Below are 22,316 nucleotides of genomic sequence, written 5' to 3'. Positions count from 1 at the left end.
GGTTTGCCCTAACCAACAACAGCCGTTCGCCGCGGTTTCGCCAGATGACTCAAATGTGGACGAAGCGGACCTTGCAAAGTTTGGTGGTCGAGACCGACTTTGGGCATGGTTTATGGTAAGATCCATGCAAGTGCTGCGAGGGAGAGTACCATGATCGACGCTGAACAGCGATTGTTAGACCACAACATCATTTTACCTGCGCCGCTAAAATTGCCTGTTGGTATGGTGTTGCCATTTCCGTGGATTAACGTTCGGGGCGACCGGGCGTTCGTATCTGGTCATGGACCACAAGAAATAGACGGTACTCCGGCCGCGCCATTTGGAGCAGTCGGAGAAAATGTGTCTGTGGAAGAGGGCTACGCCTCAGCACGCAAAGTCGGGCTTTCTATTCTCGGCAGTCTAAAGCGCGAACTTGGCAGTCTAAACCGAATAACGGGGTGGTGCCGAGTTCATGGGATGATAAATTGCAAATCTGGCTTCAGCGATACGCCTGCGGTTCTCAACGGTTTCACGGATTTGATCATTGACGTCTTTGGAGAAGAGATTGGCCGCCATTCACGTACGGCGGTCGGGGTGGCAGGCCTACCAATCAACTTCCCAATTGAAATCGAAGCAGAGGTTATTGTCTCAACGGCCTAGAATACACGTAAATCCGGAACGACCTACTGGTCAAAAAGGAGCAGGAATGTCGCTGCGCCGGGCAGAAGTACTGTATGGAAGAAGGCATTTGGGTGAGCCAGAAAGGAGACTTCATGATTAAGTTTATGCCTAAGTTTCTGATTGTAACGGCGCTTTGTACGATCCAATATTCTCAATTAGCACTCGCGCAAAGTCACACTCACGACGCTGAAATCACGCCATACGCCGGTCTGCAATCCAGGACCATCAAAAGCTTATCTGAGACCGATCTAGAAGAGCTGCGGCGCGGCGGAGGTTGGGGTTTTGCTTTACCAGCGGAGCTGAATGGCAAACCAGGCCCAGCACACTTGCTCGAATTGCAAGATGAACTTGGACTTTCGAAGGATCAGGTGGAAAGAATTGGCACGATCCATTCTGAAATGCGCAAACAGGCAATCGTCGCAGGCGAGCGGTTTATTGAGGCCGAAGCGGCGTTAAGTGAAGCGTTTGCCGGTGACCAGCTTGACTTAGCCGAGTTAAACAAACTTGTTAAAGCGGCAGAAACGGCGAGGGCCGAATTACGACTGGTTCATCTGTCCCGGCACCTGCAAACAACACCGCTGTTGAGCGCAGATCAAATCCAGCAATACAGCATTCTAAGAGGGTATGAGAACGACCCGTGCTCCAATGTGCCCGAAGGCCACGACCCAACCATGTGGAAAAAACACAACGGTTGCAGCTGAATCCTTTTGAAATCAGCGCAAACTAATGTTGGACATGGAGCTGGGAAATCTGATTGCCCTTCATCCAATCTCTCAGCTATGTCGAGCAAACACACTAGTTGTTCCATCCAGACCAACGAGCAAGGTTTCATAAGGTTCTCGTTCGTCTGAAAAATCCATGCCGGGTGAACCCATCGGCATGCCTGGAACTGTTAGGCCGAGGCCTTCAGGATGTTCGGACAAAAGTCGATAGATATCTACTGCCGGGACATGACCTTCGACAAAATAGTCCCCAATAATTGCAGTGTGGCAACTGGAAAGCTCATCTGGGATTTTCATTTGTTCTTTAAGCGACCACAGCTGCTCCTGTTCCATGTCTAGCGTATCGGCGCGAAATCCTGCGGAGATCAGGTGATCTACCCACGCGGAACAACAGCCGCAGGTTGGCGTCTTGTAGACTTTAATGAATGGGGCTTCTTGTCCGACGGAAGGAGTAGCCAACACTGCTGCTGTACCCGCTAATAGAAATTCGCGTCGTTTCATTGGTCTCTTCTCCGCTTCCTCATGGGACTACAAAGATATTGTGCCAAGGCCAAACTTTTCAATGTTACCGGACTGAGCATCAAACGGGCAGTTTCGATACAAGATCTGAATCTCAATCCAAATAACACTGGTCGCCAAACGTTTTGTGGGTTGCATCGCGTATGGCTCAAGTTCACTCGAGCGTTCGGCAATGGACCTCGCGATCAACGTCGTGGTGAGGTCCATAGCAACCTTCTAAGCCGTGGCCATGCCAATTGCCTTGGTGGTGCCTGCCCGTGCAGCCTGACAATGCAATCACTATGACCAAGAATGCCGCTCTGCGCGGGTGCTTGATCCAACAGTTCTGTTCCATGTGCAAACCAACCTAGTAGCAATCCGGCTACCTTTGCTTTGACGCAGGTCAACACCCCATTGCGGCGGCTTCCAAATAGCGGCAGTTAGTCTATCGTGAACAGCTCCTGTCTTTCAGCAACACCGCGCAATCTGTATTGCCCCAGGGAAACAAGACTTGGAATGGAGCCCACCAAGTCGCCCGCCACCTTATCGGAAACCACAATGTTCTGATCAAGAGCGCTGCACATGCCTAAAATGCGCGAAGTTGTATTTACCGCTGGGCCGACCACTGTGAAATCCAAGCGAGACCTACCGCCAATATTGCCGTAAAGAACATCGCCTGCGTGCAACGAGAGAGTGAAGCCGGTCGTTGGCAAACCATCAGCTTGCCGTCGTTGGTTGAGTTCCTCAAAAGTATCTCGCAACTCCGTTGCCGCGTGAATTGCGACGCGGCGAGCGTTCGGGACTTGATTAATATCGAAGATGGCAAGCATTCCATCCCCCATGAATTTTAGAACATTACCGCCATTGCGTTCGACTACGTCAACAGCTTCGGCGAAGTAGTCGTTTAGCAATTCTATGATTGAGTTCCCCGGAAGCGCCTCTGACAATTTGGTAAATCCTTGCAGGTCAAAATACCAAATCACCGCTGAGATAGTTTCCGATGAACCTCGGGTGATGTCCCCGGAAAGAACGCGCCTACTGGCGTCTTTTCCCAAGTACGCGGCGGTTATGTCTTCAGCCATCAGCCGGTTTGCCCCACATTTCAGCGTCAGGCAAAGTGGAGATATCAGTTGACGCAAACCGTCAAGTTGCTGGCTTGTGAAGCCCCCGCTCGCGTCGGTTGCCAACGAAATAATAGCACCTTCTTCGGCCTGCATCGGGTTAACAGGCGTAGCATTGTCCTGAACAAGGAAGAACCGTTTGACAGCAAAGTAGTCAGTTGCACCGCGCTCGCGAAGTTCGTCGAAGATCGGAAAGTTGAGCGCGGGTTCTTCGACTGTAAGATCTTGTCTGATCTCTTCAACGTTGTTTGCCAAAAGATAATAAATTGGACTTAGAACGTATTCCTCAGGCGCATCCGTTCTTCGGACAAAGTTCTCTCGCTCATGACCGCCATCCCTGTGCCAGCGAAAAGCGACAGTCCCAATCTCGGGATGATGAGCGCGAACAGTGATGTTTGCTCTTTGAAGCGGAATTCCTGCCGAAACAAGACGGTTGCAGAATGCTTCAAGCCAGAGCTCCACAGGCGCATTCTCTAAGCCCTGTTGAACCAGCCAATCTGCTATGTCCTGGATGGCGGCAGTCAGTTCCCAGTTTTGGACTAAAGGAGCTGCCATGATGTCCTCTTAGTGAGCTATCTGAACAGTTGGCTCGTAGTCTAATTCACTTCAAGGACACATCAAATTCAATTCTCCCACTGCGCTTGCAGCCCTAAGGTATATGCTGATCTTGTTGCGTGCTGCATGCGCGACACCTGGGCGATGGTCGCAATTCATCGGGAATTACTGGCGATGTAAGGTGTGCTGCGAACCTCAAAACAACTGGCGGTGCTGCTCCCCTAGAAGACTAGGCGATTTGCCGGAGTTACGGCGCCCCCAAGACTTAATCTTGCCAATCCAACCGATACAAGACGTGGTGACCGCGTAGACCTTTCAGGAGTCTGGGTTCTATTTCAGAAAAAGAGAAATCGGTTCGTCCTCCGACCATGGCGCGAGTCGCATCTGAAACGAGTATCTCGCCCGCCGCACCAACGGTCGTTATGCGTGACGCTTTATTGACCACCGTACCGAAAAAATCTCCACGAGATTGCACGACATCACCAGTATGAATCCCAATCCGGACACCGAAAGATGGCTCCTCGGAAGCCGATGCAATGGCCCCCTGGATCTTGATAGCGGCCGTCAGTGCTTCTTTCGCGGACGGAAAGACGGACAACGTTCCGTCTCCAAGGGATTTCACGAACTGGCCATGGTACTTTTCAATGATCGCCGCCAACACTTGGAAGTGGTTTTCGATCAGCACCGACCAACGCTGATCGCCCAACGCCTCCGCCAATGTTGTGCTGCCCTCCACATCAGTGAAAAGTACCGAAGCCAAACCTTCCGTTTGGACCAGATCGGGTCCATCTTCACGCGCAGTATCAACCAGTTTTTGGATGGCCAGCTGTTCCTTACCCACGAGTTCAATATTTGGAGTGGGCACTGAAGCGTGGCGATTGATGATCTTCCAGGCCGCTCCCTCCAGGACAAAAATCAGGACGGTGCGATAAAAGACGGCTTCATCAAAGCCGACAAACTGAATCTTGTGGACGAAGGATGACCATCCCGTTTCTCCGTTTTCGAAGGCCTCAGCTTCAACTTCTTCGAAAACGACGGGTGCCGGGATCTCCGCAAAAAATCCGCTAACCCCATCGCGAACTGCTTGCCCGCTCCAAAACTCACCTTCGCCTGTGCCAACGAACCTTAGTTCATCTGCCTTCGACAGAAAATCCTGCAACTCGTCAGTATTCTTCTTGGTTCTGAGTATTTCATACCAACGCCTCGAAACTGCCAGCAATTCAGGTGAGGAACGTATCATCACAAATGACTCGAGACGCTAAATGGATTGAAACTTGCAAGGTTTTGCAACCGGTATCTCCATTTTTCGAAACATTCAGGTCAATGCTGCCGCTGAGGTTTCGCCGGATCAAGACATTTGTATTTCTCCAGAACAGAGCGCATCAGACGCAGATCAAAATGCGCGCGTCGATTCAGAGCGAACTATCGATTGAGTTTCTAAGTTCGAATCCGGATCGCAGGGCATCGAATCGCTTCGCTGTCTGAGAGCTACTCTACGCTGTACTGACCCGCAAAATAGGATGCTTCATTCTTTTTGGCACACGCTAAGCTAGAAGGTTCCCAGAACTACGCGGTGAATTTCGAAGTGCAGCACGCTCCGTCTTGACATGGTTATGCGAACTGGTTCAGCTTGCGGTCATGACGTTCACACGCATCCACTGCCATCGAATATCGGCCTGAGGTCGATAACCCACGCGAAATCCGCGGGAGGCAGCATTGGTATGCGGGCGAGGCTTATATCCTTGTAATTGCTCCAGATTAGAGTGCACGAGTCGGTTCGATTCCGACGCCTCCTACCATCCTCAGGAGGTGTCCGACATGGCGGACAAAGTTACGAACGCAATTGATTTCAACGACATCAAGCAATCGGTCGAGGAGTGCCTCGGACGCACACCCGAAGGCTGGTCAGGCTTGGTCACGACGCTCTTCACAGAGATCAAAGAACACTGTGATCCGAAGGATGCCACCTACCCCTTCATCCTCCAGATCAAGGAGAAGCTGGGAGAGCTCCGCATCTACCACAGGTGTGATGATCGACACATCCAGTCGATGATCACCGCCACCATTGCACGAGCAAATCGTACCTGTGAGCGATGCTCAAACGCTGCCGAGACCCAACTTCTGGACGGCTGGTACAAGACACTTTGTTGCTGGTGCGCGCATGATGTCGCGAGCAAGCGCCACCCTGAAAGGAAGAGATTCTTTGGCGTTCGGAAAAATCCCCTTCGGGACAGGTTGACCTGCTCATTTTGTGGATATTTCGGTCAGATCGACCGATCTGATGACCGCGGACGTTGCCCTGCGTGCGTGGCGAAAGGCTGCTGAACGATGCTTAAAATCGTTGTCTACGTGAATGAGAGCGAAGTCGCCCGGGCCCATGCTGGGAATGTCAGCGACGATCTTAGTGGCCTCTGCGACTACGAAGTTCGCGTGAACGAACGAATGTCCAAGCCTCTCGGCATCGAAGAAAAAGCAGTACGCTTCGAGATCTCGCAGCATGATCGCAGGCAGACGGTGTGGGCACTGGTTGAGAAGATCGCCGCCATATGGCTGGAGAAGACCGGTGCGCGAGAGCCCCGCACTAAGGCTGATGAGGTGACGCGCGCATTCCTGAGGCTAAAGAAGGCCGAGTTTTTGACCGGACAAGCACCGCTGTCTGATCCGATCAGCAGCGCGGAGGAGTTCGACGCGCTCATTGCTGACGTGGAGATTGATCCATTGACCCGAGCTCTTTTGGCACTGCAAGAAGCGGCGTTGGCATTGGGCCAGGCAAAGCTGTCTGGTCCGATTTCCGCAGATGAAATCAGAGCGCGCAAGGTAGATGAAGAAGGCAACGAATTGCTGTCACAGATTCGGGCGAGCATTCGCGAGCTGGATGACCGCATCGCTAGTGAAGTGAATGGCGAGGACCAGGGCGAGGACGAGCATATAGATCCAGCCATCGAAGCTTTCCTTGAGCTTTTGGAGAAAGACATCGCTGCTGGCAACCTCGTTGGAGACCTAGCCGAACACATCAAAGCGCACAAACGTCGATTGGGTAACGATCATGACCCGGACAATTGAGCCAATTTTCACAGATACCGAAGATCTTCGATTCCTGAAGATGACATTTGCGGTTCACGACAGTGAAAGCAGTGTTGTGGCCCCAATTTCCACCGCCGATTTCGAACGTATCGAAGATCTGACGGACGAAGAAATCATGCGTGTGGCGATTAACAAAGCTGACGCACTGGCGCGGCTGAAGGGTGGGTAATGTGAAACCTGTTGTCGACTGGAATGACATCCAAACAAGCGTTCTAAAAGCACTTGGTGAGCATCGCGCTGGCTGGGCTGATCAGCTCGCACTAGTGTTGGAAGATGTGAAGCGCAGTGTTGCTCAACACACCGATATCTTTGGGGATGAGTTGCCGGTGATCGTACAGATCAAGCAAAAATTGGGAGGCCTTCGTGTCTACACACGAAAGTGTAATCGAAATATCCTCGATGAACTCGATACTCGTGTCGACGAGATCGAGAAGACGTGTGAATCCTGTGGAAACACCGCGCAGGTGCAGAGCATTCGAGGCTACCTAACGACGCTTTGCTGCTGGTGCTACAACGACTACCTTCAAAGTCGGTTTGAAGGCGCTGAGATGATTTGGCCAACAGATCTTGAGCTCAATGTGGCAGATCGCTTCCCGGACCTGGTGAGCGCTGATACTGCCTCACTGTGGCCAAGCATTGGGCCGGGTCGGCTCGTCCTGCTGGGAAGGTTTCTTGCGGAGGCGGAGCATCTGGTTCGAGAGAACTGTGAGACACCGATTCAAGTGCAGATCTCGGATGTTACGACGGGCTCAGACTGTTCGATCCAGATCAACTTCCGTCGGTATGATCAATGCCTGGATCTCCCGCTCAAGCGTCTCGTACTGGACAGCAAACGCACATGTGCACGATGTGGCCATGTGGGGGATATTGTACGGAAGAAGAACAAGGCAACTGCCCTGTGCGCGCACTGTCAGGAGCAAGGCGATTGGAATCCCTTCGATGAGTAATGAGTTTTCCGATGAAGAGATCTTTGGACGTCCGTTGGAGTCGATCCCTCTGGATGACCTGATTTATGAGCTGAAAGCACGACCGAAAGAGGGTTCAGATGCATGGCCGGCACTTCTGAGGACTGTACAAGAGCACATCGTGGACGCTGCTCCAGCTGACGGACTAGCAGAATGGACAGACATCTGGATTAAAGAGAATAAGTGGCCAAAGTGACTGAAAAAGACAAAATCACAGAAGGATCTGGTAGCGTCTATAAGGATATTGGCCTGCCGGAACCGGTTGTCAGTGTGCTGTTCTGCGACCTGAGGATCGTAGCCGTAAGAGGACAGTTCTACCCAGTTGAAATCGCGGTCTTGAGAGTGATCGATGACGAGCCATACACTTGGTCATCTCGCATCTACCCTGCCCTGAACTGGTCACATCAGGTTTTGGCCGCATCTCCAATCAACCTTTCGACGGCTCCACCTGCCGTGGATGTTGCAAGCCAGGTTTCGGGCATCATCGACCAATGCCCGGCGGGTTGGATCTATTCAGATTCTTCTTCAACGTCAGGACTACTGGAGCGCTTGCTGGCAGAAGCAGAGGTTAAATACGTTCAAAAAGTCGATGTGCTGCGTGCGGACCAGATCATGCAGGATGATGCATCTCGTCGAACGATGAAACAGCTGCTGAATTCACACAAGCGAACCACTGACGATCCGCTAGATGAGGTGGAGCGGTTGTGGACATGCTACCAAGCAGCGAAGGCCTCACAGGAAGGAGATGAGCGATGATTTTGGCGAAAGATGCCTGCCGTAGATAATCAGCCCTAGGCAAACGTTCGCAACTGGACTTTACAAATCCGAATAAGCGGACGGAGCTGACATTCGAGATCACCGAGTCTACCATAGCGGCATAAGTTAGGGAGGCTTCAACATGACTGATCCCAATGAAGTCGCGCACCATTACCACTCCGGTCACTTGCTAAAGCGAATTTCTGATGGTTGCGCAGCACTAGACTTGACCCCACCGATTTCTCGCGACGCTTTGGCGCCGGTTGACGAGTTTCACATTGGTGGACGCCTTGCGACCGAACCTTTTGTGCAGGCTTTAGACCTTTCGCCCCAAAGTCGGGTTGTCGATTTTGGATGTGGCCTCGGTGGTCCTGCCCGCTATGTCGCAGCGGCCACTGGTGCTCATGTGACCGGCATCGATTTAACTGCCGAGTTTGTGGAAACAGGACGCGCCCTTACAGAATGGACGGGCATGTCGGATCGGGTTCAACTCATCGAAGGCAGCGTGCTTGATCTGCCGTTGGAATCTGACTCGATGGACGCTGCTTACATGATCCACGTCGGCATGAACATTGCGGACAAAGTTGGCATCGCGCGGGAGGCAATGCGTGTGCTTAAACCAGGGGGTATTTTTGCGATTTACGATGTGATGCAAGTCGGCGAGGGCAATATGGATTATCCAGCGCCTTGGGCTTCGACTTCGGATCAGAGTGCGCTTGCACCACCAGAGACATATGAGGCGGCTTTGAAGTCCGTTGGTTTCGAATTGACCGGTAGGATCGACCGCACCGTGTTTGCCAAACAATTCTTTGAAGATTTGGCGGCTGCGCAAAGCCGTGCGGATGGTCCTCCACATCTTGGCCTGCATCTGATCATGGGCGACGACACAGCGCTAAAGGTCCAAAACATGGTGCGAAACATAGAAGGCGGATTGATAGCCCCGATTGAGATCCACGCCCGTCTGCCCATCTAACTTTGCGTCCGCACTGGGCTCGAATTAATCATTCTCTGCGGTGTGCGGATGGACCGATGGCAGCCCGAAGCAGACATTCACAGTCACGCTTTTCAGTTTTGCACTAAGCCATTCACTAGGACATGCGCGACGTTCAGAAAATCATGTTGTCTTTTCCAAGCAGCGTAATTTGCGCTACCAATAGACATGAATGGAGACCGCAGACTTTCCGCAGTACTCTCGGCCGATGTAGTAAACTACTCAGGCCAGATTAAGGCAGATGAAAATAGGACTCTCAGCGAACTTAGTGTTCTACGTCGAGAGTTATTTGATCCTTTGGTTAGCGATCATCGAGGTAATGTCGTTAAGAGGATGGGTGATGGATGGATAGTCGAGTTTAACTCGGTATCTGATGCAGTACGATGCGCCCTTGATCTTCAAAGCCAGGTGTCAACTCAGTCCTCATTGAAACTACGAGTGGGTGTGCATCTTGGAGATGTCGTATTCGACGAAGATGACATTTTCGGCGATGGCATCAATCTATCTGCACGTCTACAAGAGGCTTCCAACGAAGGGGCTGTGTTAATTTCAGATGTCGTCCATCGCAGCCTTGACGAGCGCCTCGCTGAGCAATTTTATCGCGCTGGAGAGCGACAGTTTAAGAACGCGCCGTCACCAATAGAAGTTTTCCAATGGTCGCCGCCAGGTTCTGCCCCACCGCGAGTAACTCCGGCTAGCCATACAAAGTCTCTGCTAATCGGCGTCTTACCTTTCGATAATCTCTCTTCTGACCCCGATCAGGAGTTTTTTGCAGATGGAATTACCGAAGAGATCATCACCACTTTATCAAAACTCCCGAATTTACTGGTCGTCGCGCGTAACTCTACATTCGTCTACAAAGGTCGCTCCGTTGACGTGAAACAGGTCGGTCTGGAGCAGGGTGTCGATCTTGTTCTTGAGGGAAGTGTCCGTCAAAGCGGTAACCGGGTGAGGATCACAGCACAGCTAATCGATGCAAAGTCCGGCATGCATATTTGGGCAGACCGCTATGATCGCCTCATTGAAGATGTATTCGAAGTTCAGGATGAAATCGCACTTAGGATTGCAACCGAGCTTCAAGTCGAACTGTTGGCGGGAGAAATGGCTCGTTTCAGAGGATCCGGCACAAATAACCTAGGCGCGTGGACTGCTCAACTAAAGGCCGTTGAGGCTTCGCGCAGAATTACCAGGGAAGCTCAGGCCGACGCTCGCCGATTTGCACAACAGGCAATTGCACTCGACCCGGGTTACTCGGCTCCGTATTGTACTTTGGGATTCATTTGCACTGTCGAAGCACGACATGGATTTGTTGCTGACCGGCGTGCCGCGCTAGCGGAGGCTCGTGACTGCGCTCAGCGAGCTCTGGAAATAGACAGCTACAACCCAGAGGCTCACGCTATTGCGGGTTTTGCGGATGCAATCGATGGCAAGCTGGTTTCGGCTATCGAGAAGTTCAACGAGGCACTAGCGCTGAATCCAAACCACGCTGACGTGGCTGCCAGACTGTCAATCACCCTAGCTTTCAATGGCCAGGCAAATGAAGCGATCCAAGTCGCACAACAAGCCATTACCCTGAACCCTCACTATCCAGGTTGGTATGCAGGCGTTCTGGGTTTAGCCCTTCGACTCGACGGTCAATACGAGGAAGCCAAGAAAGCATTCACCGAATATGGTCAAAGGGTTGAAGGCTTTGGTCACCTCGACCTCGTAATCGTCCATGTAGAGACGGGGAACCTTGAGGCCGCTCGCGATGAAGCACGGAATGTGATGAAATACCGCCCTCAGTTTTCCATATCGGACTGGGCGAAAACTCAACTTTTCTCTGACAGAGAAAGGCTGGAGAAAGACTGTGCGTCTTTGCGACTAGCCGGTTTGCCTGAATAAGAGCAGGGTTTCGCAGTAGCAGGTTGGTTTGTGATGGAAACCGATCTCACACGTTTCCGATTTGGGTTCGCGATGGCCTTGCGCTTCTAGGTGCCTTGGCGGTGGGCCGCAGTCCAAACCGGATAATCACAAATGGGCCTAGCAATTTCCCGGTTGCGGAGGAAAGCTGCCCTTCGCGGTTAAACAAACCAAGCCAAAATTTTGGCCGATTATCCGCAGGAACTTGAAGCTTAATTTATTTGATCACGCGGGCTTTATCAGTGTTTCCAGATATTCTCGAGTGTCGGCGTCCCACGAGCTGGGGTCCTCTCCATGGGCGACCACCGCGTGCAGTTCCATGAGCTTCCAGACTTCGTCCTTGGTCGCAGCAACTACTTTGCCCGGGCAGGCCTCCATGCCCTCGCAATCCTTGCAGGCATATGAATAAACAGTGTTCATCGCTTTCTCCTCCGTTCGCTCGAAAAGTTGCTTAGAACTCAGGAAACGTCGGCAGCCCGTCGTCGAGTTTTATCCATGGCTGCTGATGTGACACGAAGATGTGGGCCTTGGGTTGCGCAATCGATGGGTCGTCCAACGTTACAGAAGAAAACCAAGCGTCAGCGCTCCAGTCTTGGCCCTCAACTTCATTTAGGGCGGCATAGGTCAACGTCGTTCCACAGTCCCGACAAAACCCGCGGCGAATACCCGGAGTTTTCTCAATGTGTTGGATTTCGCCTTTGATAACGGCGAAGTCTTCGGCGGCCACTTTAGCCCAAGTTGCAAAGGCGCCACCAAGGGCCATTTGGCATGAACGACAATGGCAATGTCCCGACCAGACAGGTGGTGTCGCGATCTGGTATCGAACAGCACCACAGTAACATCCACCTTGAAGTTTTTCCATCGTATCAAGATCTCCTGGCATGCGGCTAGGTTGACATCAGCACTAAAGCATCCGCTCCAATATTTTATAATAGAAGCGCAGATTTTACTGTGAATAATGTCAAGAATGCCGATATTATGCGACTCAAATAGTCTAATCAAACATTAGAAAATCTACAGCATGGACTGGCTGCACCTTCCCCCAATGAACGCTTTGCGCGCCTTCTCAGCGGTTGCGGAAGCTGGGAGTTACACCGTGGCTGCTGAACGCTTGAACGTGACCCAAGCGGCTGTCAGCCAGCAGGTCAAATCGTTGGAAAGGCATTTGGGAGTAGCTCTCGTTGTTAGACGTGGGCGCAGCATTGAATTGACAGAGCCAGGCATCATTCTTGCGCGTGAACTGGGTATCGGCTTTGAAATCATTGGAAGGGGTGTCGAACGACTGGCAGAACACACAGCGCAGCGTCCCGTTCAAGTGACAATGTCACCAGCATTCGCGGTGGAGTGGCTATTGCCGAGAATGGCAGAGTTTCAACAACAACATCCAGAGATCACTTTGATGCTGAACCCAACTTCTGAACTGGTTCAGATAAGACCAGGCGGCATCGATGTCGCCATTCGGTATCACGACAGACGCATGCCGAGAAAAGAAGAGGATACTGTCCTTGTTTCCGACATGGTCGTGATCGGGGCACCTTCACTGGTGGGAGGCCAAGATCTGCGTGACCCGGCTTCTCTGACGAAGCTGCCCTGGTTGCAGGAACTGGGCACCAACGAGGCGGCTGACTGGTTCACCTATCACGGGGTTGTTCCTGCCGAACCATTGACCATAAATCACATGCCGGGGAACCTGATCATGACTGCGGTTCGCCGGGGTGACGGTATCACGTATACCGCCAGAGCTTTTTTCGAGGACGATCTATCATCTGGTCGGATGATTGAATTGTTCTCTGAGCCTCTCTTCGGCGTCTATTACATCCAGACGCAGGCAGAATTTCAGCGCCCCGAGGCTAAGGTGTTCGTCAACTGGCTTAAATCTCAGTCGCAAGTCGTATCGAGACACAACTCTGGAAGCTGAGACGTATCTATTTACCCCTCTGCTCTGTTTGCTCAAGACCGTTGGTTTCGCCGTTTCTTAAGGCTGCTTTGTGGAGGAGCCAGCTGCGATCAGAGCCGCCATCCCTCCATCGATGAACTGCACGTTTTGAAAACCCATCGCAGTCAATACATTTGCCGCTGCCGCGCCTCGGTAACTAGGAGCGCCGCCACAGGTGGTGAAAATTCGCCTTCCACGATCCTGTAACTCTTGAGATCTGTATTCACTTTCAAGGTCTGCCATCCAAGCGACGGCGCGACCAGGAGCCGGAATTGCTCTCGGGCTGATACCCGTGGCCGCCATTTCAGCACTATCCCTCACGTCCACCACAAGTGCGTTGGGGTCTTCGATCAGTACTGCCAGCGCGTCAGTTGCTGAAATTGGATTTGCTTTGGATATTTCCTGAGCTTCCATTTGTGCGAATGTTAAGACCATGTTGCCCCCCGACTGCAAATCCTACGCGATGCTACCATGCGGCTGATTTACCGCAAAACGGCATCCAAGCGATGATTGCCGGTCTTGTGGTCGCCCAGACGGTTGCCATCAACGAAGTTAAACAATTCCCGATCAACGGCAGAAGCGGGCCTCGCAAATGCCCCAGCCATTGCTGTTGATCCGAGATTACTCGGCGGCCAACGCCTTCTGCCTGCAATAACACGACGCCTTTATCGGCACCTCGGCGCGGGCAGCGGCCTTGTCCAATTGTAGCTTAATGTGGGCGGCTTCGACCGTTTCACCGCGCCGGGTGAGACATTCGTGCAAACCATGCAGGCTCCAGACGTTGCCCGGATGCTGACAGGCCCGGCTAAGCGTTGCATCCAGGCCAAGGTCTGCACGGTAAACAGCTTCGGCTTCCTCCATCTGGCCCTGTTCAAGAAGAAGAGCACCCAGCGCATGACGGGTGGGTTGCATCCAGCCCCAGGGCTCGTCGTATGGCAAGTTATCGTCGATCTCCACTGACTTTCGCAGGTGATCAAAGGCCGTTTCGTGCTCTCCTGTGTGATAGGCCAACTCACCCAGCATCATTTGCTCAGCGACCTTCAGAATGTCCCGACATGTGTTGTTGAACAGCATTCGGGTCTCAGGAACTCTGGCCAGAGCATCATAGAACTTGGCTTTTTCACTCTCGGCTTCAGCGACCCTGTGTAGGTTGGCCAAGGCAACCGTCCTTGCATACCGCATCATGGCGATAGTGACGCTGTAGAGCTCCGAATCTTCAGGTAAATCCTGATCAAGGATAGCCTGCCAGCGTCCAAACCTGATCAATACATGTTGTTTCATAGGAATGAACGCCTCGAACCAATCAGCCATTGGTCGAAGTGTCTCTGAAGGTAAAGTTTCGACAAGCTCATCGGCAGCTTCCAGTGCCGCCGTTGGCTGCCCTAAAAACATCGCTCCGTAGATTTTGAAGTGGTAGTTGTGACACCTGTAAACGGAATAGAAGTTGTCAGGACCTTCGCGTTCCAGGAACTTTCGATCTGACAAGATGGCTTTGTGATTACGCAACACAACGTTCATGTAATCTCCACACAAGACGTCAATATGGGTGGGCATGTGAAGCAAGTGCCCGGCTTCAGGCACCAACGTGCTGAGCACATCACCATGGCGAAGGGCTCGCTCAGGATTTGGCGACATTTCCATCAGGTGAATGTACATGTGAAGGAGCCCTGCGTGCTCCCATGCTCCGGGGAGTGTATCAAATGCAGTTTCGAGGACTGCTATGGCTTCAAGTGTATCGGCTCCATCCGCTGGTTTCCCAGTCGGCAAGTCCCAAAGCTGCCAAGGGGTCCGATTCATGAGTGCCTCGGCCAGGAGGGCGCAAACGTCGAGATCCTGTTTGAATTCAGCATGCAGCTTTCGCATCGCGTCAGCGAAGGCATCATTCCACGGGCTGAAATCCTCAATATCCGATGAGGATGGATAACGAGCCGGAATGGCTTCGATGAGCGCGCGTTCAACAGGCGTCAGTTTGTCCTTTAACGACGCAGCAGCCTCGATTGACGCTTTTGCCAAGGCGATACAGTCAGGCTTCTCGTCTTCTTCGAATGTTTCCCAGGGCTTGTTGTAGTTCGGCCCAATGCAATACGCGATGCCCCAATGCGCCATTGCGCAATTTGGATCCGCAGCCACGGCATTCTGAAAGCATACAATCGCTTCTTCGTGGTTGTACGCGTAAGTCCAAGCCAAACCACGATCAAACCAAAGCTGGGCTTCGTCCGACGAGGTTGTGATCTTTCGGCTGTAGCTACCGAGATCATAGTATTCCATCACAATAACCCCCTAATAAAAGGTAGGAGGTTACCACAATGGGCTGCTTCTCGATACTGGCGACATCAAAGCCGACCCAAGGCATAGACCCGACTTATATGAGCCCCATTTGATCGAAGCACTCTTCTTGGCGACTGATCAACTTATCGGCTACGTGCGTGACGCACCGTCCAATCCATCCACAGTAGCCCACCGACAAGACCACAAACACCGCTCGCACACCTAAGATGGTCTTTTGAGAAAGCTGATGTCGGCAGTCAGGTTGGTCTTTTCCGCCAACCAACACTTTTGGGGCCTGGTAAGGTCGTGCGACAGCTTCTGTTCTAACTGGCGTTGAAAACGTGTAATTTGGGCTCATTGCGGGCGTCAAAAATACGGGCACCCTACCCTTCTAGCGTGGCAACTGCATGGTCGTGAGAGGTATGCGGTCGATGCATGTTGAGGATACGTCGAGCTTCATTCGATTGTCCCGATATTGCCAGCGCATGCGCCAATGAAAACTCAATAATGTCGCGTTGCGCCCGGCTACCACCAAGGCGTTCGTGCTCAGACATGACACTTACGAATTTCTCAATCGCTTCGTCCGCATTTCCATCCGCCAACGCACGGAATGCGCCTGCTACCGAAGCAACGGTGGGGCCTGCGGGTCCCTTTGCGCCATCAATGGTTGCTTCCAGATGCTCTCTTTGTCCCGCCATCGCATGCGCAAGAGCAGCGTGAACATCCGCAAAAGCCAAGCCAGGCGAAGGAAAGAACTGAACAGCATAGTCGCTGAGTTGTTGCCAACGCTCCTGAGGAATTTGCTCGCCAGCCAAAAAGGCGCGGTGAACAATTGCTACACTATCAGTCAAAACGTTAAGTGGCGGCGCAGGAGGTCGGTCGGGGGAAACATAATCATCGAACAGCTTCCACATACCTGCCACATCGCCGCTCTCAAGCGCCCACAGAGCGACGTGCCAGCTGAGATGGCAGTGCAGATACGCTGTGAAGGGATAGTCTTGCCAGAACTCGCGAAGATAAGCGTAGCCAGCGTCCGTCTCCCCGTTCTCATAGTAGAGATGGGCCCTGACATGTGCACTGTGTGCGCTGTCTGGCTTCAACTCAAGTGCGCGCTCAATGTTTTCCGCGGCCGGGCCGATCTGTCCGGCCTCCATCTGGGCAAATGCATGCTGGCAGAGAAACCACCAGTCGTCGCCATAGTGCGGCTTCAACATGGTTGTGTAAGCAAGCTGCTCCGCCTCGCGACCAGCCCGACCTGAAAACCCTATTAAGCCAAATACGCTGGTACATGTCTGAGCAAGCAAAATATCTCGCGGATGGTCTGCGACGTGATCTCGGATGCGCCTGTAGGCCTGCGGTGCACGCCCCTCAATGAGATCGCTGATAATGTCGATCTGGGCGGCTTCGCGCGGGCTGACGCCATGCGACAGTTCCTTTGCGACGGCTATTTCACGCTTTGCATCTTGTCCACGCCCGACAGTAACAAGGTAGCGCGCAAGCCCAACATGCGGCATAGCAAAACCATCATCTGCCCGCATTGCAGAACGGTAAGCTTCTTCAACATCATCAAAAGCACCCAGAAAACGGTCGATGCCTTCAACATAGGCGTCTCGCGCAGTTTGTGATATGGTCGTTAGCGGGCTTCCGTACCGATCTTCAAGCATCCAAACCTTCCACTATCTGTACCAAACCTGTCCGTCAGTGAGCTATATGAGCATGCCTACCCATTAACGAGTCAAAGGAAATTGACGTTACGAGGCGCCATGATTTCAGCATCCGTTTCTTTCAGAAGTCTCATGAAATCATCAAAAAGCCGTTTGAACCATATTTGCTTTATTAAATCCAGATTTTCAAAAATTGGACTCCGAAAGCAATTTTGGGGATTATTCCATACGGCTCGACCCGCGTCCGGTTAGAGGAGAACGTAGGTATGACAACCCAAACTCGCCCGCTCATTGATACGGCTTGGTTGGCAGATAACCTGACTAACCCGAAACTACGCGTCATTGATGTTCGCTGGAAGTTTAGGGAGGAAAACGGCAAGGGCGTAGCCTATGACGATAGGAGTGAGTTCCAGGCCGAGCACATTCCTGGCGCAGTGTATGTTGGCATGTCGACGGAGCTTGCAGACAGCACTCAGAACACTCCCGACATGATGCTCGGGCCAGAGGATTTTGGGAATAAGATGCGCGAGTTGGGTGTTTCTAACGACAGTCATGTCGTGGTCTACGATGACTCCGGGCTTCCATTGGCGTCTGCGCGTCTTTGGTGGGCACTTTCGCACTATGGCCATAAAAACGTGCAGGTCTTGGACGGCGGCTTGCAGCAATGGAAACTCGAAGGTCGGCCCACTGAAACTGGCGATCTAACCGTTCAGCATGGTGACTTTGAACCAATAGTGCAGAGCAATTGGATTGCCCGCAAAGCTGATGTCTTGGATGCGATTGGTAAGCCCGGAGTCAGAATTGTGGACTTTCTTCCAAACGACCTCTTCCGAGGCGACGGAGTTCACACATGGGGAGGTCGCTCGGGACATATTCCCAGTGCCGTCAACATACCGGCGATATCGAACATCGATCCGGATTTGGCACACGTACCCATTGCCGAACGCGCAGCTAAACTAAAGGAACGTGGTTCATTCAAGTTGGCGGATCATTCCAAGCTCCTCAAGCACTATCAGGACAAGGGAATTCAAACTGACGATGAGGTCATCGCCTACTGCGGCCGTGGCATAGCTGCTTCTTGTGGGCTCCTTGCGTTGCGCCAAATGGGGTTCGAAAAGTCCCGCCTGTACGATGGTTCATGGGCTGAGTGGAGCGCCGATGAGGGCCTTCCGGTTGAAACCTCGTGAGACTACGATTTTGGGTCACTTTGGGTGGTCCAATTATTGACGCGTTGCTAGGAGGATATTTTCGATGACGGACAATTTCCGGCTGACCAAAAAAGCTGCGCAGAAGTACAACAACCATAGTGTGCCTGCGATGTTCGGCCCATTGGCTGAAGCAACAATGCAGAAGGTTCAGTTTCGAAGTGGCACTTGCGTTATCGACATTGCATGCGGCACCGGGGCTTTGACGCGAGAGATTGCAAGGAAACTGACGGGCGAAGGCCGGGTTGTTGGCGTAGATCTGAACGAAACCATGATTGAGGTCGCGCAATCCAATCAGCCGGATTGTCGTCATGTGCTCGAGTGGTATGCAGCAGATGTAACCGAGTTACCTTTCGAAAATGCTACGTTTGACTATGCCTTCATACAACAGGGGCTTCAGTTCTTCCCCGACAAATCCTCGGCTTTGCAGGAAGTTCATCGGATCTTGCGCAATGACGGTCAGCTATTTTTGACATGTTGGCGTGCAGTGTCGCCCTTCAATGGAGCACTTGCAAAAGCTCTCGAGCGGCATGTTGGAAAAAATGCCGCAATCAAGGCCAGAGCGCCTTTTTCGTTTCGAGATGGGAACCTCATTTCTAAGTTGTTGGTCGATGCAGGCTTCAAGATAGCTCGTCACGAGCCATTGGTACTAGAGCGCAGATTTATTGACCTTCGTGCGCAAATCATGGCGCTGCCAATCGAAACTGATCTTAGGGATGCAGGTGCTGACGTCACCAACAAGGTCGTGGAAGAGGTTGCAGACGCTTTGTCTAGATATGACAAAAAAGGCGTATTGCACGTACCGCAAGAAGCGCACCTTTTTGTCGCCGCGGTATAGGTCAACGACCACTGGCTCAGTTCTCTAATACGATCTTTACCATGGTCGAATGCCAATGCGGCATTAGCTGCCAAGCGTGGCTCCGCGTTGACGGTTGAGTGGACATCAAACTATACTTTTGCCATGGCCAGCGGAAAATACATCGACGATTTGTCGGTTGGCGAAACCTTCGAAACCGGCGGCGTTACGCTGACCGAGGGAGCGATTATTAACTTCGCACTGGTTCATGACCCGCAGCCCTTCCACGTTAACAAAGTGGCTGCCGCAGAGTCGATTTTCGGCGGTCTCATAGCCAGTGGATTTCAAACAATAGCGCTTACTTTCAGGTTGTTCCGCGACACTGGTGTACTTACCGGCACCAATCTGGGTGGACATGGTATGGACGAGGTACGGTGGCTGGCTCCGGTGTATTCCGGTGACACGATCAGCGTGCGCGTCACGGTTGAGGCAATTGCACCATCACGTTCGAAGCCAGACCGGGGAACGGTCAAATTCCGATACCAGACATTTAACCAGAACAATGTTGAAGTTCTTAACCTGGTGATGCACCACGTGATGGCATGTCGGAGTTAAGACGGTTTGCAGCGACTTGGGCGCGGCGATCAATTCGACCTCCCTTTGTCATCTTCAAGAGTATCCTTGGGCTCGCCACATAAGGCTTCTATTCGCAATTGCGGTCGTGGCGTACATGCAAACTAGCTTGTTCGCGTGTTCTCAATCCTTTTTTGCCCAAATAACTACTTGTAGATTGCCGCATAGCGAGGTGCGAAGAACTTAACGAAGGCTCTAACCTCTGGCCGACGATAGGCTTCCGGCGAAATGAGCATTAGGTGCGGCACCGCAAGTTCGGGGATTTCGTCGAAACATCGGATAAAAGACATGTCTGTTTCCACCAGCTTGACATTGCTGATCCCAAGGCCTTGCCCTGACCTGATCGCCGCATGCATTAGCTCCAGTTCAGTGAAAGACATGACAATCTGGTCCGGCTCCACGTGATTGGTCAACCATTCGTGGAATACATTTGGCACATCGTCCCGCTGAAAGGTAACAAATTGATGCCCGGCCAGATCATTCGTTGACCCCGGTAAGCCAAATTTGTCCGCGTAGTTTCTGCTGCCGAACAAAGACCAGCGGGCCGTGCTGATCTTACGACAGATCAGGTCAGGATCGGGATCGGTTCTTGCAAGGCGCAAAGCAATGTCGGCCTCGCCCGCCATCAGGTCCAGCGCCCGAACGCTGGACAAAAACTCGAATGCGACATCCTGATTGACGGCGGAAAACTCGTTTACGATTTCGATCATGCGTGCGGAGAAATTTGCCGAATAAGCGGTGATACGGATGGGTTGTGTCGACGTCAATTCTTTCGCGCAATCGACAAATTCAAGGACTGAAGTCTCTATTGCTTCGGCGAGGTGAACGAGGCGAAGGGCTTCTGGGGTCGGTTTGAACCCGTGCGTACCGCGCTCAAAAAGCGTCAAGCCTGTTTCTCTTTCGAGAACATCAATGCGTCGGGCAACCGTTGGTTGGGAGACCTTTAGCTTTCTGGAGGCCGCAAGCGTCGACCCTTCTCTGAAGACAGAGAGGAACACACGAATATCCGACCAATTTCGGAACCCGCTCTTCATTTTTGTAGAACAGCACAATTTTGTGCCGGATACCAGAAAAACGAGTGAACAGTTACCGTTGTTGCGACAGCGCAAGTAACTCGGAAAGGACCACGAGATGGCTTCTCATACAATGTCACCCAGCATCTGGACCGTATTTGGTGGACTGTTCGGTAGGACCAAGAGAGGCTTCCCTGAAAACCAGAAATCGCGGCTTACGGACAATGATCTTCACTCGGAACGCGACTATATAAATGAGGTGATCTGGAATAATCCGGACGCGTTTTCGAGTGAGTTGGACGTTCAGAACATGATGAGTCTGTATCCAGAAAGGTTCTGAAAACACTTGGTGACAATCGGCCGAACAGGGCGATTAGATCACGCCAAATACAGCTGCAAGCTGGAAGTGACAGCCACGCACCTGTGTTGTCGCCATTGAGTAAGTACCAATACGAGACCTTCTGTCATTACGCCTATCGCTGCGGTCGTTCGAACGTCTGATCAATGCCTGCACGTCTGGCACTTCCTTGGGACTTCACCGACGACAATTAAGTATGGACAAAAGATTTGCAGCACCTGTTGGGGCGCCTGTGACACCAATGGGGGTCTCTTGAACCGCGACTTTCATGAAGCCCGCGAAAGAACCTAGGCCGATTTACTTAGCTCAATCACCCCTTTTTGCGCACCACGACGACAAATTGGGTCATCGAAAAGAAGAAGCGTCCAGTCCTTGCAAGGCTGAGCTGCTCATCAAACCACGATTGCGCAACTGCGGGATCAACATGGTCATTTGCGACAGTGTATTGCTTCATGAGGTGCATCATCATGATTGCGAGGCCATCAGGCTTTAGCTGGTGATCTGTCATTGTGAACGACAAGACATCTTCCACATGGTCGCCGCGAGCCTTTATTAGTGCAGGCAGTCTTTCCGGGACGGAGCCACTCACAAAGTGCTGGTTCCAGGACGTCAGCATCTTTTGCATTCTGTCGGGCTCGTCGCTGAACCAAATCAAGCTCCCAAAGTGTAGATCGCTGATGACGAGGCGCCCGCCGGGTTTGACGCACCGCAGCGTGTCGGACAGTGCACCGTCTACGTCTTCGATGTACTCAAAGACCTGTACCGAGACGGCCTTGTCAGCACTCTCATCCTCAATGGGCAAACTATTTGCGGCACCAGCACGAAACTCCACGTTTGCGTAGTCACTGCACCGTTCTCTTGCTGCTGCTGTCATATCCTCGCTTGGGTCGATCCCGATGACATAGCCATCCGAGCCAACTGCGCGCGCCAACTCTGCTGTTAACATCCCGTTGCCACAACCGACGTCCAAAATGGTCTCACCGGGAGCAGGGCGCAGCGCATCAAATGAAGCCTGTCTTCGCCGCGTCAATTCAGCTCCTTGATAGGCGATTTCAAGTAATCTCGTTGTTTCAGCGTCAAACTTAAGCAACTCGCTCCCCTTACAAAGACCACAAGTCTACAAACCTTATCAGAAAATGGGTTATCTACGAAAAGCAGGACGGATCGTTGAGTCTTGGGCATGGATCCA

At 52.2% G+C, this 22,316-nt stretch carries 23 protein-coding genes and 1 tRNA gene; 14 read left to right on the top strand and 10 right to left on the bottom strand.

Annotation, left to right across the window (positions count from 1 at the left end; genetic code table 11):
* Window positions 1-150 precede the first annotated feature (150 nt).
* A complete protein-coding gene (locus ACR0LI_RS17485) occupies window positions 151-639 on the top strand; it encodes a RidA family protein (protein ID WP_480456286.1) in 489 nt (162 codons plus the stop codon).
* Window positions 640-713: 74 nt separating this feature from the next.
* On the top strand, window positions 714-1,361 hold the full coding sequence (locus tag ACR0LI_RS17480) for a Spy/CpxP family protein refolding chaperone (RefSeq protein WP_480492638.1): 648 nt from the start codon (window positions 714-716) through the stop codon (window positions 1,359-1,361).
* Window positions 1,362-1,433: 72 nt separating this feature from the next.
* On the opposite strand, the gene ACR0LI_RS17475 is transcribed toward ACR0LI_RS17480, so the two are convergent.
* The 3 genes from ACR0LI_RS17475 to ACR0LI_RS17465 all read right to left on the bottom strand — a co-directional run bounded on the left by ACR0LI_RS17475 (window position 1,434) and on the right by ACR0LI_RS17465 (window position 4,796).
* The gene (locus ACR0LI_RS17475) at window positions 1,434-1,883 is read right to left on the bottom strand and encodes a DUF411 domain-containing protein (protein WP_480718943.1); all 450 of its coding nucleotides are present in this window, start codon (window positions 1,881-1,883) and stop codon (window positions 1,434-1,436) included.
* A gap of 437 nt (window positions 1,884-2,320) precedes the next feature.
* A complete protein-coding gene (locus tag ACR0LI_RS17470; protein ID WP_480718942.1) occupies window positions 2,321-3,556 on the bottom strand; it encodes an adenylate/guanylate cyclase domain-containing protein in 1,236 nt (411 codons plus the stop codon).
* Window positions 3,557-3,821: 265 nt separating this feature from the next.
* A complete protein-coding gene (locus ACR0LI_RS17465) occupies window positions 3,822-4,796 on the bottom strand; it encodes an adenylate/guanylate cyclase domain-containing protein (RefSeq protein ID WP_480718941.1) in 975 nt (324 codons plus the stop codon).
* Between the two features lie 465 nt (window positions 4,797-5,261).
* On the opposite strand from ACR0LI_RS17465, the gene ACR0LI_RS17460 reads away from it, so the two are divergent.
* The 8 genes from ACR0LI_RS17460 to ACR0LI_RS17425 all read left to right on the top strand — a co-directional run bounded on the left by ACR0LI_RS17460 (window position 5,262) and on the right by ACR0LI_RS17425 (window position 11,236).
* A tRNA-OTHER gene (locus ACR0LI_RS17460) sits at window positions 5,262-5,355 on the top strand.
* A 19-nt stretch (window positions 5,356-5,374) separates the two neighbouring features.
* Window positions 5,375-5,881: a hypothetical protein gene (locus ACR0LI_RS17455; protein ID WP_480492643.1), complete on the top strand. Its 507-nt coding sequence runs from the start codon at window positions 5,375-5,377 to the stop codon at window positions 5,879-5,881.
* Between the two features lie 3 nt (window positions 5,882-5,884).
* Entirely contained in the window at window positions 5,885-6,619 is a 735-nt protein-coding gene (locus ACR0LI_RS17450; protein ID WP_480621662.1) for a hypothetical protein, read from the top strand.
* On the top strand, window positions 6,603-6,809 hold the full coding sequence (locus tag ACR0LI_RS17445) for a hypothetical protein (protein ID WP_480621661.1): 207 nt from the start codon (window positions 6,603-6,605) through the stop codon (window positions 6,807-6,809). Before ACR0LI_RS17450 ends, ACR0LI_RS17445 begins: the two co-directional genes overlap by 17 nt.
* A gap of 1 nt (window position 6,810) precedes the next feature.
* Entirely contained in the window at window positions 6,811-7,587 is a 777-nt protein-coding gene (locus ACR0LI_RS17440; protein WP_480492646.1) for a hypothetical protein, read from the top strand.
* 201 nt (window positions 7,588-7,788) lie between these two features.
* Complete coding sequence (locus ACR0LI_RS17435; protein ID WP_480718940.1) at window positions 7,789-8,361, top strand: hypothetical protein; 573 nt, start codon at window positions 7,789-7,791, stop codon at window positions 8,359-8,361.
* Window positions 8,362-8,503: 142 nt separating this feature from the next.
* The gene (locus ACR0LI_RS17430) at window positions 8,504-9,334 is read left to right on the top strand and encodes a class I SAM-dependent methyltransferase (RefSeq protein WP_480492648.1); all 831 of its coding nucleotides are present in this window, start codon (window positions 8,504-8,506) and stop codon (window positions 9,332-9,334) included.
* Window positions 9,335-9,520: 186 nt separating this feature from the next.
* On the top strand, window positions 9,521-11,236 hold the full coding sequence (locus ACR0LI_RS17425) for an adenylate/guanylate cyclase domain-containing protein (protein ID WP_480718939.1): 1,716 nt from the start codon (window positions 9,521-9,523) through the stop codon (window positions 11,234-11,236).
* A 243-nt stretch (window positions 11,237-11,479) separates the two neighbouring features.
* Here ACR0LI_RS17425 and ACR0LI_RS17420 read toward each other — a convergent pair whose 3' ends face one another.
* Entirely contained in the window at window positions 11,480-11,674 is a 195-nt protein-coding gene (locus tag ACR0LI_RS17420; RefSeq protein ID WP_170415288.1) for a DUF1059 domain-containing protein, read from the bottom strand.
* Window positions 11,675-11,705: 31 nt separating this feature from the next.
* Window positions 11,706-12,116 (bottom strand): GFA family protein, encoded by a 411-nt coding sequence (locus tag ACR0LI_RS17415; protein ID WP_170787368.1) that lies wholly within the window; start codon window positions 12,114-12,116, stop codon window positions 11,706-11,708.
* A gap of 159 nt (window positions 12,117-12,275) precedes the next feature.
* Here ACR0LI_RS17415 and ACR0LI_RS17410 point away from each other — a divergent pair, with 159 nt between their 5' ends.
* Window positions 12,276-13,172: a LysR family transcriptional regulator gene (locus tag ACR0LI_RS17410; RefSeq protein ID WP_480621658.1), complete on the top strand. Its 897-nt coding sequence runs from the start codon at window positions 12,276-12,278 to the stop codon at window positions 13,170-13,172.
* Between the two features lie 57 nt (window positions 13,173-13,229).
* Here the strand turns inward: ACR0LI_RS17410 and ACR0LI_RS17405 are convergent, their stop codons facing one another.
* The 3 genes from ACR0LI_RS17405 to ACR0LI_RS17395 form a co-directional block, all read right to left on the bottom strand.
* Entirely contained in the window at window positions 13,230-13,625 is a 396-nt protein-coding gene (locus ACR0LI_RS17405) for a rhodanese-like domain-containing protein (protein WP_170594474.1), read from the bottom strand.
* A gap of 186 nt (window positions 13,626-13,811) precedes the next feature.
* The gene (locus ACR0LI_RS17400) at window positions 13,812-15,458 is read right to left on the bottom strand and encodes a hypothetical protein (protein ID WP_475191963.1); all 1,647 of its coding nucleotides are present in this window, start codon (window positions 15,456-15,458) and stop codon (window positions 13,812-13,814) included.
* Between the two features lie 383 nt (window positions 15,459-15,841).
* Complete coding sequence (locus ACR0LI_RS17395; protein WP_480718938.1) at window positions 15,842-17,122, bottom strand: tetratricopeptide repeat protein; 1,281 nt, start codon at window positions 17,120-17,122, stop codon at window positions 15,842-15,844.
* 266 nt (window positions 17,123-17,388) lie between these two features.
* On the opposite strand from ACR0LI_RS17395, the gene ACR0LI_RS17390 reads away from it, so the two are divergent.
* The 3 genes from ACR0LI_RS17390 to ACR0LI_RS17380 all read left to right on the top strand — a co-directional run bounded on the left by ACR0LI_RS17390 (window position 17,389) and on the right by ACR0LI_RS17380 (window position 19,738).
* A complete protein-coding gene (locus ACR0LI_RS17390) occupies window positions 17,389-18,309 on the top strand; it encodes a sulfurtransferase (RefSeq protein ID WP_480718937.1) in 921 nt (306 codons plus the stop codon).
* Between the two features lie 64 nt (window positions 18,310-18,373).
* Window positions 18,374-19,165, top strand: coding sequence for a class I SAM-dependent methyltransferase (locus ACR0LI_RS17385; protein WP_480718936.1), 792 nt, complete (start codon window positions 18,374-18,376; stop codon window positions 19,163-19,165).
* A gap of 87 nt (window positions 19,166-19,252) precedes the next feature.
* Window positions 19,253-19,738: a MaoC family dehydratase gene (locus tag ACR0LI_RS17380; RefSeq protein WP_480492655.1), complete on the top strand. Its 486-nt coding sequence runs from the start codon at window positions 19,253-19,255 to the stop codon at window positions 19,736-19,738.
* A gap of 164 nt (window positions 19,739-19,902) precedes the next feature.
* On the opposite strand, the gene ACR0LI_RS17375 is transcribed toward ACR0LI_RS17380, so the two are convergent.
* Both ACR0LI_RS17375 and ACR0LI_RS17370 read right to left on the bottom strand, forming a co-directional pair.
* On the bottom strand, window positions 19,903-20,754 hold the full coding sequence (locus tag ACR0LI_RS17375) for a LysR family transcriptional regulator (RefSeq protein WP_480492656.1): 852 nt from the start codon (window positions 20,752-20,754) through the stop codon (window positions 19,903-19,905).
* 683 nt (window positions 20,755-21,437) lie between these two features.
* Entirely contained in the window at window positions 21,438-22,217 is a 780-nt protein-coding gene (locus tag ACR0LI_RS17370; RefSeq protein ID WP_480492657.1) for a methyltransferase domain-containing protein, read from the bottom strand.
* Window positions 22,218-22,316 lie beyond the last annotated feature (99 nt).

It is taken from the genome of Ruegeria sp. CL7, assembly GCF_056536445.1.
The sequence above is the reverse complement of the archived record's forward strand: the minus strand, read 5'-3'. Positions and strand labels throughout refer to the sequence as shown.

What these genes read in the sequence shown, in the direction of transcription:
- ACR0LI_RS17475 (WP_480718943.1), bottom strand. Translation starts at nt 1,883, where the DNA reads ATGAAACGACGCGAATTTCTATTAGCGGGTACAGCAGCAGTGTTGGCT.
- ACR0LI_RS17415 (WP_170787368.1), bottom strand. Translation starts at nt 12,116, where the DNA reads ATGGAAAAACTTCAAGGTGGATGTTACTGTGGTGCTGTTCGATACCAG.
- ACR0LI_RS17445 (WP_480621661.1), top strand. Translation starts at nt 6,603, where the DNA reads ATGACCCGGACAATTGAGCCAATTTTCACAGATACCGAAGATCTTCGA.
- ACR0LI_RS17420 (WP_170415288.1), bottom strand. Translation starts at nt 11,674, where the DNA reads ATGAACACTGTTTATTCATATGCCTGCAAGGATTGCGAGGGCATGGAG.
- ACR0LI_RS17480 (WP_480492638.1), top strand. Translation starts at nt 714, where the DNA reads ATGGAAGAAGGCATTTGGGTGAGCCAGAAAGGAGACTTCATGATTAAG.
- ACR0LI_RS17465 (WP_480718941.1), bottom strand. Translation starts at nt 4,796, where the DNA reads ATGATACGTTCCTCACCTGAATTGCTGGCAGTTTCGAGGCGTTGGTAT.
- ACR0LI_RS17410 (WP_480621658.1), top strand. Translation starts at nt 12,276, where the DNA reads ATGGACTGGCTGCACCTTCCCCCAATGAACGCTTTGCGCGCCTTCTCA.
- ACR0LI_RS17385 (WP_480718936.1), top strand. Translation starts at nt 18,374, where the DNA reads ATGACGGACAATTTCCGGCTGACCAAAAAAGCTGCGCAGAAGTACAAC.
- ACR0LI_RS17400 (WP_475191963.1), bottom strand. Translation starts at nt 15,458, where the DNA reads ATGGAATACTATGATCTCGGTAGCTACAGCCGAAAGATCACAACCTCG.
- ACR0LI_RS17395 (WP_480718938.1), bottom strand. Translation starts at nt 17,122, where the DNA reads ATGCTTGAAGATCGGTACGGAAGCCCGCTAACGACCATATCACAAACT.
- ACR0LI_RS17455 (WP_480492643.1), top strand. Translation starts at nt 5,375, where the DNA reads ATGGCGGACAAAGTTACGAACGCAATTGATTTCAACGACATCAAGCAA.
- ACR0LI_RS17485 (WP_480456286.1), top strand. Translation starts at nt 151, where the DNA reads ATGATCGACGCTGAACAGCGATTGTTAGACCACAACATCATTTTACCT.
- ACR0LI_RS17405 (WP_170594474.1), bottom strand. Translation starts at nt 13,625, where the DNA reads ATGGTCTTAACATTCGCACAAATGGAAGCTCAGGAAATATCCAAAGCA.
- ACR0LI_RS17390 (WP_480718937.1), top strand. Translation starts at nt 17,389, where the DNA reads ATGACAACCCAAACTCGCCCGCTCATTGATACGGCTTGGTTGGCAGAT.
- ACR0LI_RS17430 (WP_480492648.1), top strand. Translation starts at nt 8,504, where the DNA reads ATGACTGATCCCAATGAAGTCGCGCACCATTACCACTCCGGTCACTTG.
- ACR0LI_RS17425 (WP_480718939.1), top strand. Translation starts at nt 9,521, where the DNA reads ATGAATGGAGACCGCAGACTTTCCGCAGTACTCTCGGCCGATGTAGTA.
- ACR0LI_RS17470 (WP_480718942.1), bottom strand. Translation starts at nt 3,556, where the DNA reads ATGGCAGCTCCTTTAGTCCAAAACTGGGAACTGACTGCCGCCATCCAG.
- ACR0LI_RS17450 (WP_480621662.1), top strand. Translation starts at nt 5,885, where the DNA reads ATGCTTAAAATCGTTGTCTACGTGAATGAGAGCGAAGTCGCCCGGGCC.